Consider the following 10,661-nt stretch of genomic DNA (forward strand, 5'->3'; position numbering starts at 1 on the left):
GTGCGTAACATCACGCAATGTTTATGCCAAGGTTCGCTAGTCTTTACACATATTCTGATTTGCGAAGCAAGGCTTTCACCAAACAAAGCCTTTCAAATTGCGATCAATTGATCAAGGGCAAGCCTGACATTTTGCAAATAAAATCCCGAATTTCGTCAGTTCCTTCATTGCGAGAAAGGTCGGTAAAAAGATGGGGTTTGGATTGACGCAGTTTTGCCGCATCGTCTTTCATACGATCCAGATCGGCACCAACATAGGGGGCAAGATCAGTTTTATTGATGATCAGAAGGTCAGATCGCGTAATCGCAGGCCCGCCTTTTCTGGGGATATCATCCCCTTGACAGACGGAAATTACATAAAGTGTTAAATCGGCAAGATCCGGTGAAAAAGTGGCCGCCAGATTATCACCGCCGGATTCAATGAAAATGATGTCCAGATCTGGATGCCGCTCATTTAACGTATCGATGGCTTGCAGGTTGATGGTTGCATCCTCGCGAATGGCCGTATGGGGACAGCCCCCGGTTTCAATACCGACAATCCGATCTTCGGTTAAAGCCTGCCGGCGAACAAGGGCCATTGCGTCTTCCTGAGTATAGATATCATTGGTCACGACACCGATGGAATAATGATCCCGTAGAGCAAGGCAGAGTTTTTCTGTTAACGTTGTTTTTCCAACGCCAACAGGGCCACCAATACCAATACGCATTGGACCGTTTGTTTGGGCAGAGGATGATTTAACAGGCGAGGGGGAAGTCATGATCTGAATATCCTGGTTGTTAGGTTTTCATGGCGCATGGCCGCTATATCAGAGTGAATTGCGGAGCCTCCTAATGCGTCAAGAGAGGCTGTTTTTGCTTTATCAGTAAGGTCGAGAAAAACATCTTCGAGGGCTGCCTGAACGGACAGTCCATCACTTTGCCCCAAAGGAACAAGGCGCATCGCGACAGAGCATAAATTGGCAACAAAAGCGTGCAAATAGGCAAGCAGGATCGATTGTTGGTCGATGTGATTGCTTTTCGCAATGGCGCCAACGATGACGGGAAAGGCGAGTTCTTTTAAACCCTGTCTTTCCAATGTTTCATGCAAGGGGCGGGGCCATGCTTTACTGGCTGTAAAAAAGGCGTTCCCCTGCTGTACGGTTTCCACGTATCGCTCATGGGACGGTGCGAATGCCAGTGCGAGGGCATTTAATTCTTTCAGGTTTTCAAATAGGTCGCTTTCTATTTGCCACGCATGACAGAGAAAGATCGCATCACTCCACGCGCCGCCTTCGCGTAAAAGTGTTTCCAACCAGTTTTGCAGGGTGGCGGCAGAGTGACAGCGGCCATCCTGAATAACTGTTTCCAAACCGTGGCTATAACTAAAGCTGCCCAAAGGAAATGCCGGCGACATCCAGGTTAAAAGTCGGATTAACGCTCGGCTGTCCTTAAGGTCTTGTTCAGTGTTCATGTTTTTTGGCATAGGCCCCAATAACTGGAGAAAATGGCGCCTCAATTTCGGTGACGTCGGCGCCCAACCCTTTTAGCATATCAGCAATGACATGATCCTGCCGAATTCTGAAGTGATCGATCATGATCTCTGTTTGCTGATGCCGGTTTCCAAGATGCCAGGCAAGTTTCATCAGGGACAAGGGGTCTTTCGCCCGGACTTCATATAGAGGCTCTGGTTTTGCCAGGACTTCAATTATTTGCCCATTGTCCAAAAGCAGACCATCGCCATGGTCCAGGCGTTCTGCATGTTCAAGAGATAATAAGAATTCCAGCCCTGCATCGCTTTTTAGCAGAAGGCGACGGCGATGGCGGTCTTCTTCTTCCAAGGTAATCTGATCCTCAGGAATTCCCGGCCATTTTTCTTCTTTGAGAACTTTATACGCGATAATCATCTTTTTTATCCTGCCTTAAAATAGGAAATAACGTTGGGACATAGGCACCGTTTCTGCGGGTTCACAGGTCAGGATTTCTCCGTCGGCGGTCACTTCATATGTTTCAGGGTCAACCGTGATGTCCGGGGTTGCGTCATTATGGACCATGCTGGCTTTGGAAATACCAGAGCGGGTATTTTCAACGGCGAGCATCGTCTTTTGTGTTCCCAGCTTTCCGTGCAATCCATCTTCCAAGGCGGCTTTCGACACGAAAGTTACGGAACTGTTGGTCAGCGATTTACCAAATGATCCAAACATTGGCCGGTAGTGAACTGGCTGCGGTGTTGGGATTGAGGCGTTTGGGTCCCCCATAGGGGCCGCAGCAATCGTTCCGCCAAGCAAAATCATATCTGGTTTAACGCCAAAAAATGCAGGGTTCCAAAGAACAAGGTCCGCCCGTTTCCCAACTTCGATGGAGCCGATATGCGCCGACAGACCCTGTGCAATTGCCGGATTGATCGTATATTTGGCGATATACCGCCTGACCCTGAAATTATCGTTGTCGCCGGTTTCTTCGGCAAGGGGCCCCCGTTGACGTTTCATTTTATCGGCCGTTTGCCAGGTTCGAATCAGAACTTCACCAACCCGGCCCATTGCCTGACTGTCAGATGAAATGATCGAAAATGCCCCGATGTCATGCAGAATGTCTTCTGCTGCAATGGTTTCTTTTCTGATCCGGCTTTCAGCAAAGGCAATATCTTCGGGGATATTGGAATCCAGATGATGGCACACCATCAGCATATCCAGATGCTCGGCAACTGTATTGGCCGTGTAAGGACGGGTCGGGTTTGTCGAGGACGGGATCACATTGGGCATGCCGCAGATCTTGATGATATCCGGTGCATGGCCGCCGCCTGCCCCCTCTGTGTGAAAGGCGTGGATGGTCCGATTATCAAATGCTTTTACCGTGCTTTCCACAAAACCGGACTCGTTCAGCGTATCGGTATGGATCATGACTTGAACATCAAAATCATCCGCAACCGCAAGACAGTTGTTTATGGCTGCGGGTGTTGTTCCCCAATCTTCATGCAGTTTGAGGGCTGCGGCCCCGCCTTTCAGCATTTCCACAAGTGCTTCCGGACGTGTGGCATTTCCTTTTCCGGCAAATGCCAGATTCATGGGAAATGCGTCTGCGGCTTCTATCATGCGGGCAATATGCCATGGGCCGGGTGTGCAGGTTGTTGCCAAAGTGCCATGGGCGGGGCCAGTGCCGCCGCCTAACATGGTGGTCACACCGGACATAAGGGCTTCTTCTATCTGCTGGGGACAAATAAAGTGAATATGCGCGTCCATGCCACCGGCGGTCAGGATTTTCCCTTCGCCTGCGATGATCTCAGTTCCGGGCCCAATGATGATATCAACGCCCGATTGAGTGTCGGGGTTTCCGGCTTTGCCAATGGCTGCGATCAGACCGTTTTTCAGTCCGATATCGGCTTTAAAAACGCCAGTATGATCGACAACAAGAGCGTTCGTAATGACCGTATCGACCGCACCGTTTGCCCGGGAAACCTGACTTTGGCCCATACCGTCCCGAATAACTTTTCCGCCGCCAAATTTTACTTCTTCCCCATATCGGGTGTAGTCTTTTTCAACTTCAATGAAGAGTTCTGTATCGGCAAGCCGGATCTTGTCTCCGGTGGTCGGTCCGAACATGTCCGCATAGCTTGCCCGTGAAATTGAATTTGCCATTAGAGTTTCCCTTCAATTTCGCCGCGAAAACCATGAATAACACGATTGCCGGACAGGGGGATGAGTGTCACAAGTCGGGTTTGTCCGGGCTCGAAACGAACCGCCGTGCCCGCAGCGATATCAAGCCGTTTTCCGCGAGCGTTCGGGCGATCGAATTCAAGCGCGGGGTTTGTTTCGTAAAAATGATAATGCGAGCCCACCTGAATGGGGCGGTCGCCGGTATTTGAGACAGAAATTTCTGTAACGTCCAGACCGGCATTCAATTCGATATTGCCGTCTTTGGTAATTATTTCACCGGGGATCATAGTGAGTTCCTCTATCGAATGGGTTCATGGACAGTGACAAGTTTCACGCCATCTGGAAATGTCGCTTCGACTTGAATGTCGTGGATCATTTCAGGGATTCCCTCCATCACCTGATCACGGGTCAGAATATGGGCCCCTTCTTCCATAAGCTCGGCAACCGTTTTCCCATCTCTGGCGCCTTCAACGATAAAGTCCGAGATCAGGGCAATTGCCTCTGGATGGTTGAGAATTACCCCGCGTTCCAATCGCCGCCGCGCAACATTTGCAGCCATGGCAATGAGAAGCTTGTCTTTTTCTCTTGGTGTCAGATTCATGACGTTTCCCTTTATTCTTATGTCGTCCAGACTCTTGGAAGTGCCTCCGAGGGTCTTAATATTTGAAGGATCGGAATGAGAGCGCGGCGGAGCAACAGGCTGTCTGGCGCAGTAAGGCGCGCAACAATTTTGCCGTTAAAAGCGCTGACACCGAAACTTTGAGCTGTACAGCTGTACCGGATTTCTGATGCCAGATGCTTTAATTGATCCAAATCCTCTGGTCCGCAATAAACAAGTGTTGCAAAACATCGGTCACCGCCAAGAACAGCGGGGTTTTTAACATGAACGGTCATGTCGCCTGAAAGACGGATATTGTCGGCGTGGACCAGCACGCCCTCTCGATAAAGGCGCCATTGATCGCCAAATGAAAGTGACCGGACCTGCTCGCCCATCGCGGCGCGACCAAGGACAGACGCCTCCACGCCAAGAAAGCGTGCATTCTTTGCAAGATCGACAACCAGATCACGGCTTAGCTTCGCCCGATCAAAAAGGATTGTTTCTTGCGGTAACCAGTCAATGCGCGCATTTTCAGCAACCGAAAGCGTAGTTTTGACGACGGCGGTATCACCTGTTGATTTATAAATTTTCTCGCAGGCCTGACTTGAAATAACACCATAACAGTCTTCTCCGGCGCTTATCTGCCAGTCAAGCAGATCACCGCCGGTCAACCCACCCGAACTGTTAATCAATACGGCTTCTTTGCTGTGCTTGGTATAGGTCTTGGGTAGCCTGATTTTGGACGCGCCGCGTTGATATAGTTCATCGAGAACGGTTTTACCCGAAGGGGATATTTTAAACCGTATCCGACCGGAACCATCAGTCCGCTGGTGGGGCGTTCTTAGTCTATCAGACGGTGAGATAGCGGCGTACATCGTCCCGATCCAGATCTGTTGAAGGACCCGAATGAGTGATTTCCCCGCGGTCCATAATATGCACAGTGTCAGCCAGTTCCCGGCAAAAATCAAGATACTGTTCGACCAACAATATTGCCATTCCCTTCTCATCCCGCAGATACTGTATGGCGCGGCCAATATCCTTGATGATCGAGGGCTGAATGCCTTCCGTCGGCTCGTCCAGAACCAGGATTGCCGGACGGGTTGTCATCGCCCGGGCGATGGCAAGCTGCTGTTGCTGCCCGCCCGATAAGTCGCCTCCCCTTCGGCTCAGCATATCCTTGAGAACAGGGAAAAGATGATAGACCTCTTCATCAATAAACCGGTCGCGTCGGGCCAACTGGGCAAACGCTGTTTCCAGATTTTCCCGGACGGTCAATTGCGGGAAGATTTCTCGGCCCTGCGGGACATAGGCAATTCCTTTTTTTGCCCGATTATAAGGGGCCGTTTTGGTCACAATATCCCCTTGTATTCGAATGTCTCCCTTGGAAACAGGATGCTGACCGGTAATGGCTCTTAGCAACGACGTTTTTCCAACACCATTGCGTCCAAGGATGCAGGTGATTTTGGCAGCTTCTGCCGAAAAGGAAATGTTTCGAAGGACCTGCGCCGCACCGTAATGCAAATCTACCGCTTCAATTGACAAGGCGCTCATTTTATCTTCCTAAGTAACTTTCAATGACGGCAGGATGGGCGCTGACATGATCCAGGGATCCTTCTGCCAGAACAGATCCCTCCGCAAGAACTGTCACTTTGACATCCAGATCGCGAATGAAGCCCATATCGTGCTCAACAACAATAACAGATCGTGTTTTGGCAATATTTCTGAGTAGTTTCGCGGTTTCGACCGTTTCGGCATCTGTCATCCCGGCGACCGGTTCATCGACCAGTAGAAGCTTGGGGTCCTGGGCCAGCAACATGCCAATTTCAAGCCATTGTTTCTGGCCATGAGAAAGGTCGGCGGCAAGATCATTTTCGCGTTCAAGCAAGCGGATTGTTTCCAGAATGCTGGTCACCCTTTCATGATCCTCTGTATTTTCCTGATAGAGAATTGAGGCCAGAATATTTCGGTTGCCAGCGAGGGACAGTTCAAGGTTTTCGCGTACAGTTTGACCTTCGAAAACCGTGGGTTTCTGAAATTTTCGGCCGATCCCCGCCTGTGCGATTTCGGTTTCGTCTTTCTCAGTCAGGTCGATTTCACCTTCGAATAAAACATCGCCAGTGTCGGGGCGTGTTTTTCCTGTGATGATATCCAGCATGGTGGTTTTGCCAGCTCCGTTGGGGCCAATGATGGCCCGCATTTCACCGGGTTCGATCACCAGCGATAAGCCGTTAATCGCCTTGAACCCATCAAAGGCCACATGAACATCATCCAGATAGAGCAGGCTTGAAGAAACAGAAGTCATTTTGTTTTCTCTCCTCCCTGTTCAGAAGGGGCGGGTATCAAAGGTTGGGTGTTGGTAAAGGTGTTTTGACGTATCATCGTAGAAATCTTGTTGAAGAGCCCCATAAGGCCTTTCGGCAGGAAAAGAGTGACGGCAATAAAAAGCGCTCCAAGGACAAATAGCCAATAATCAGGCAGGGCGGCGGTAAACCAGCTTTTGCCTAAATTAACGGTTATCGCCCCAATGATGGGACCAATAAGGGTGCCGCGGCCGCCGATCGCCGTCCAGATTACAACTTCGATTGAGTTGGCGGGAGCGAACTCCCCGGGATTAATGATACCGACTTGCGGGACGTAAAGCGCCCCAGCCAATCCCGCCATCATGGCCGAGAGCACAAAGACGAACAGTTTCACATTTTCCACCCGATAGCCCAAAAAACGGGTTCGGGATTCTGCGTCGCGTACGGCGATCAGGACTTTTCCAAAACGCGAACGAATGATCGCTGAACATAAAAGCAGGCAAAGCGACAGGGCGATTGCGGACGCCGAGAACAGGGCCGCGCGGGTGCCAGAATTTTGCAAAGTAAATCCAAGAATATCTTTAAAATCTGTCAGGCCGTTATTGCCGCCAAACCCCATATCGTTTCTGAAAAAGGCCAGCAGAAGCGCATAGGTCAGGGCTTGTGTAATGATTGATAGATAAACACCGGTAACGCGAGAGCGAAAGGCAAACCAGCCGAAAACAAATGCCAGCAATCCCGGAACGGCAAAGACCATAAGACCGGCAAACCAGAACTGATCAAACCCATACCAGTACCAAGGCAATTCTGACCAGTTTAGAAACACCATAAAGTCTGGAAGGATAGGATCGCCGTAAACACCCCGCGTTCCGATTTGACGCATCAGATACATACCCATGGCATAACCGCCAAGGGCAAAGAAAGCACCATGCCCAAGCGAGAGAATACCGCAATAACCCCAAACAAGATCGAGGGCGAGTGCCAGCAGAGCATAGGTCAGGTATTTCCCGGCGAGGGAAATCATGTAATCAGGCAGGTGCCACAGGCTCTGCGGGTCGGTCATCAGGTTCAGAACAGGGGCCAGAATGGCCAGCAAGCCGAGAAAGCTGGCGACCCAGATAATGCGCTGATCCATTTTACGGAAAAGAAAACCAGAAATCATTGTTCTACCGCCCGCCCTTTAAGCGCAAACAATCCGCGAGGACGTTTTTGGATAAATAAGATGATGAATGTCAGAACCATGATTTTTGCGAGGACTGCGCCGGAAAATGGTTCGATGAATTTGTTGGCAATACCAAGTGACAGGGCGCCGATTAAAGTTCCCCAAAGGTTTCCGACGCCGCCGAAAACAACAACCATGAAACTGTCGATGATGTAGGTTTGCCCAAGGTTGGGGGACACATTTCCGATCTGCGACAAGGCGACGCCTGCAATGCCTGCAATGCCGGAGCCCAGTGCAAAGGTGAAGGCATCCACCCACGGTGTTTTAATTCCCATCGATGAGGCCATGCTGCGGTTTTGCGTAACGGCGCGCATCTGAAGCCCCATTCGGGTCTTTTTGAGTAGGAAAAACAGAAAAACAAAAACGGCCGCGGCAAATAACAGGATCCAGATCCTGTTCCAGGTCAGTGAGATTTCGCCCACCGCAAGCGCACCAGACATCCAGTCGGGATTGGCGACCTCCTGATTGGTTGGTCCAAATACGGTTCTGACGGTTTGCTGAAGAAACAGGGAGACCCCCCAGGTTGCGAGCAGGGTTTCCAGCGGGCGTCCGTAAAGAAAACGGATAATACCGCGTTCCATGACGAAGCCGATGGTCCCTGCCGTCAGAAATGCCAGCGGCAATGCCAGAACAAGCGAGTAACCGACCAGAGTGGGAGAAAGGGCAAGAACAACTTGTTGGGCGACATAGGCTGAATACGCCCCGATCATGACCATTTCACCATGAGCCATATTGATAACGCCCATGACGCCAAAGGTAATGGCAAGGCCGATGGAGGCGAGAAGCAGGACCGAGCCCAGCGAAAGGCCATACCAAACATTTTGCAGGCTGTCCCAAAGTTTGAGTTCTTTTAAAATGGTGGCTTCGATTTTGGCGGCGCGGGCGACAATGTACGGATTGGGGTCATCAGAAATCTGTGCCAGAATTGGCAGTGCTTCGCGCCCGCCCATTTGTGCAATTGTCTCGAGAGCTGCAAGGCGTTCCGCGGTGTCTTTACCGATCGACAGTCGCAGAACCGCCTGAACGTTTTTCATCGCCGTTTTTACTTCTTCGACTGTTTCCTTTTCGATGCTGACATTAATAAAAGCCAGTGCCGTTTCGGTTCGTGTTTTTAACAGGGATTGGGCCGCATCCAAACGAACCGCAGGGTCTGCGCTAGAGAGCGAAAACAGGTTCAACCCTTCATTGATCTTACGGCGCAGGCTGTTATTCGTCTTGATTTTCTTGAGGGCCCCTTTGGCTATATCGGTTTTGCGTTCACCTGTCAGCGGATCGGTTGTCGTGTATTTTTTGCCGTTTTTTTCGGTCAGGACAACCGCGCGATCTGCCTTTTGCATGAAAAGTGTGCCGTCGGCCAAATGCTCAAGGACCGGGATGATTTTCGGGTCACCGGTTTTGAGAAGATGATCCACCTGTTTGGCCCGATCTTTCAATCCGCCTTTTGCTAAAGCGGTGATGTGAGCGTTCAGGTCGTCATGATGGGCGATGGCGGATATCGATGAGCAAAAAGTCAGTGCAATGGCCACAATCAGGATGCGCAGGTTCAACATAATCAATTCGCATTCGTTTTGGGATGAGAAAGCCTGGCGGCCGAAGCCGCCAGGAAAGTCTTGGCGTCAATGGGATTAGTTAGTCCCTTTACCGCCGCAAAGTTTGGTTTCTGTATTGAAGTTTCCGCAAGACATTGGTGCGCGCCAGTCTGAAATCAGTTTGGCTGAGTCTGGTAGAAAATCGGACCATGCATCGCCAGGAACCAGACCAGGAGTTTCATAGACAATTTCAAACTGTCCATCTTCCTGAATTTCGCCGATCAGGACCGGTTTCGTGATGTGGTGATTTGGCATCATGGCAGAATAACCACCGGACAGATTTGGAACCGCAATGCCGATCATGGCGTCGATGACAGCGTCCGCATCTGTTGTGCCGGCTTTCTCAACTGCTTTTACCCACATATTGAAGCCGATAAAATGGGCTTCCATTGGATCATTTGTAACCCGCTTTGGATTTTTCGTGTAGGCTCTCCACGCTGTTACGAATTCTGCGTTGATATCAGCGTCCACTGACTGGAAATAGTTCCAGGCTGCCAGATGACCGACCAGTGGGCTTGTGTCCAGACCGGCAAGTTCTTCTTCACCCACGGAAAACGCAACAACCGGAATGTCTTCTGCTTTAATGCCCTGATTGCCAAGTTCTTTGTAGAAAGGAACGTTGGCGTCACCGTTGATGGTTGAAACAACAGCGGTTTTCTTGCCAGCAGAACCGAATGATTTGATGTCAGATACAATTGTCTGCCAATCAGAATGACCAAACGGTGTATAGCTGATCATGATGTCTTCTTTTGCAACACCTTTGGCCTGCAAATACGCTTCAAGAATTTTGTTTGTGGTTCTTGGGTATACATAGTCTGTACCAGCCAGAACCCACCGTTCTACAGCTTCTTCTTTCATCAGGTAATCTACGGCTGGGATTGCCTGCTGGTTGGGGGCCGCGCCTGTATAGAACACATTGCGTTGAGATTCTTCACCCTCGTATTGTACAGGGTAAAACAGGATGGAGTTTAATTCTTCAAAAACTGGAAGGACTGATTTTCTAGAGACAGAAGTCCAGGCACCGAAGACGGCAGATACTTTATTCACATCGATAAGTTCGCGTGCTTTTTCAGCAAAAAGTGGCCAGTTAGAAGCTGGATCGACAACAACAGGTTCCAGTTTCTTGCCTAAAACGCCGCCTTTTTTGTTCTGCTCTTCGATGAGCATCAGCATGGCATCTTTTAGCGTGGTTTCTGAAATGGCCATGGTCCCGGACAAAGAATGGAGGACGCCGACCTTGATAGTTTCATCGTCGGCTTTGGCCACAGTGGCTGTGAGCAGGCTAGCGCCGATTGCTAGGGTTGTCGCGAAGCGAGACAGTTTG

Annotated in this window: 12 protein-coding genes; all 12 read right to left on the reverse strand. The window is 50.3% G+C overall.

Features of this window, described 5'->3' with window-relative positions; genetic code table 11:
* Window positions 1-103: 103 nt before the first annotated feature.
* On the reverse strand, window positions 104-757 hold the full coding sequence (gene ureG, locus ACJAYR_RS13950; RefSeq protein WP_415237173.1) for an urease accessory protein UreG: 654 nt from the start codon (window positions 755-757) through the stop codon (window positions 104-106).
* Window positions 754-1,449 (reverse strand): urease accessory protein UreF, encoded by a 696-nt coding sequence (locus ACJAYR_RS13955; protein ID WP_415237174.1) that lies wholly within the window; start codon window positions 1,447-1,449, stop codon window positions 754-756. The genes ureG and ACJAYR_RS13955 overlap by 4 nt, the downstream gene beginning before the upstream one ends.
* Entirely contained in the window at window positions 1,439-1,882 is a 444-nt protein-coding gene (locus tag ACJAYR_RS13960; protein WP_169543368.1) for an urease accessory protein UreE, read from the reverse strand. Before ACJAYR_RS13960 ends, ACJAYR_RS13955 begins: the two co-directional genes overlap by 11 nt.
* 15 nt (window positions 1,883-1,897) lie before the next feature.
* On the reverse strand, window positions 1,898-3,610 hold the full coding sequence (gene ureC, locus ACJAYR_RS13965) for an urease subunit alpha (RefSeq protein WP_415237175.1): 1,713 nt from the start codon (window positions 3,608-3,610) through the stop codon (window positions 1,898-1,900).
* On the reverse strand, window positions 3,610-3,915 hold the full coding sequence (locus tag ACJAYR_RS13970) for an urease subunit beta (RefSeq protein WP_415237176.1): 306 nt from the start codon (window positions 3,913-3,915) through the stop codon (window positions 3,610-3,612). The genes ureC and ACJAYR_RS13970 overlap by 1 nt, the downstream gene beginning before the upstream one ends.
* A gap of 11 nt (window positions 3,916-3,926) precedes the next feature.
* Window positions 3,927-4,229, reverse strand: coding sequence for an urease subunit gamma (locus ACJAYR_RS13975; RefSeq protein ID WP_169543365.1), 303 nt, complete (start codon window positions 4,227-4,229; stop codon window positions 3,927-3,929).
* A 17-nt stretch (window positions 4,230-4,246) separates the two neighbouring features.
* Window positions 4,247-5,101: an urease accessory protein UreD gene (locus ACJAYR_RS13980; RefSeq protein WP_415237177.1), complete on the reverse strand. Its 855-nt coding sequence runs from the start codon at window positions 5,099-5,101 to the stop codon at window positions 4,247-4,249.
* Complete coding sequence (gene urtE, locus ACJAYR_RS13985; RefSeq protein WP_415237178.1) at window positions 5,076-5,777, reverse strand: urea ABC transporter ATP-binding subunit UrtE; 702 nt, start codon at window positions 5,775-5,777, stop codon at window positions 5,076-5,078. The genes ACJAYR_RS13980 and urtE overlap by 26 nt, the downstream gene beginning before the upstream one ends.
* A 1-nt stretch (window position 5,778) precedes the next feature.
* Complete coding sequence (urtD, locus tag ACJAYR_RS13990; RefSeq protein WP_415237179.1) at window positions 5,779-6,528, reverse strand: urea ABC transporter ATP-binding protein UrtD; 750 nt, start codon at window positions 6,526-6,528, stop codon at window positions 5,779-5,781.
* Window positions 6,525-7,688 carry an urea ABC transporter permease subunit UrtC gene (gene urtC, locus ACJAYR_RS13995; protein WP_415237180.1) on the reverse strand — a complete coding sequence of 388 codons (1,164 nt, stop codon included), beginning with the start codon at window positions 7,686-7,688 and terminating at the stop codon, window positions 6,525-6,527. The genes urtD and urtC overlap by 4 nt, the downstream gene beginning before the upstream one ends.
* On the reverse strand, window positions 7,685-9,298 hold the full coding sequence (gene urtB, locus ACJAYR_RS14000) for an urea ABC transporter permease subunit UrtB (RefSeq protein ID WP_415237181.1): 1,614 nt from the start codon (window positions 9,296-9,298) through the stop codon (window positions 7,685-7,687). The genes urtC and urtB overlap by 4 nt, the downstream gene beginning before the upstream one ends.
* A gap of 75 nt (window positions 9,299-9,373) precedes the next feature.
* The coding region (gene urtA, locus ACJAYR_RS14005; RefSeq protein WP_415237182.1) for an urea ABC transporter substrate-binding protein at window positions 9,374-10,661 on the reverse strand (1,288 nt) is incomplete at its 5' end.

Origin of the sequence: Sneathiella sp. (assembly GCF_047631475.1) — a bacterium.
Lineage (GTDB): Bacteria > Pseudomonadota > Alphaproteobacteria > Sneathiellales > Sneathiellaceae > Sneathiella.

Excerpts from the sequence above, each read along its gene's own strand:
- ureC (WP_415237175.1), bottom strand. The coding sequence starts at position 3,610 with ATGGCAAATTCAATTTCACGGGCAAGCTATGCGGACATGTTCGGACCG.
- urtE (WP_415237178.1), bottom strand. The coding sequence starts at position 5,777 with ATGAGCGCCTTGTCAATTGAAGCGGTAGATTTGCATTACGGTGCGGCG.
- ACJAYR_RS13975 (WP_169543365.1), bottom strand. The coding sequence starts at position 4,229 with ATGAATCTGACACCAAGAGAAAAAGACAAGCTTCTCATTGCCATGGCT.
- ureG (WP_415237173.1), bottom strand. The coding sequence starts at position 757 with ATGACTTCCCCCTCGCCTGTTAAATCATCCTCTGCCCAAACAAACGGT.
- urtB (WP_415237181.1), bottom strand. The coding sequence starts at position 9,298 with ATGTTGAACCTGCGCATCCTGATTGTGGCCATTGCACTGACTTTTTGC.
- urtD (WP_415237179.1), bottom strand. The coding sequence starts at position 6,528 with ATGACTTCTGTTTCTTCAAGCCTGCTCTATCTGGATGATGTTCATGTG.
- urtC (WP_415237180.1), bottom strand. The coding sequence starts at position 7,688 with ATGATTTCTGGTTTTCTTTTCCGTAAAATGGATCAGCGCATTATCTGG.
- ACJAYR_RS13955 (WP_415237174.1), bottom strand. The coding sequence starts at position 1,449 with ATGAACACTGAACAAGACCTTAAGGACAGCCGAGCGTTAATCCGACTT.
- ACJAYR_RS13980 (WP_415237177.1), bottom strand. The coding sequence starts at position 5,101 with ATGTACGCCGCTATCTCACCGTCTGATAGACTAAGAACGCCCCACCAG.
- ACJAYR_RS13960 (WP_169543368.1), bottom strand. The coding sequence starts at position 1,882 with ATGATTATCGCGTATAAAGTTCTCAAAGAAGAAAAATGGCCGGGAATT.
- ACJAYR_RS13970 (WP_415237176.1), bottom strand. The coding sequence starts at position 3,915 with ATGATCCCCGGTGAAATAATTACCAAAGACGGCAATATCGAATTGAAT.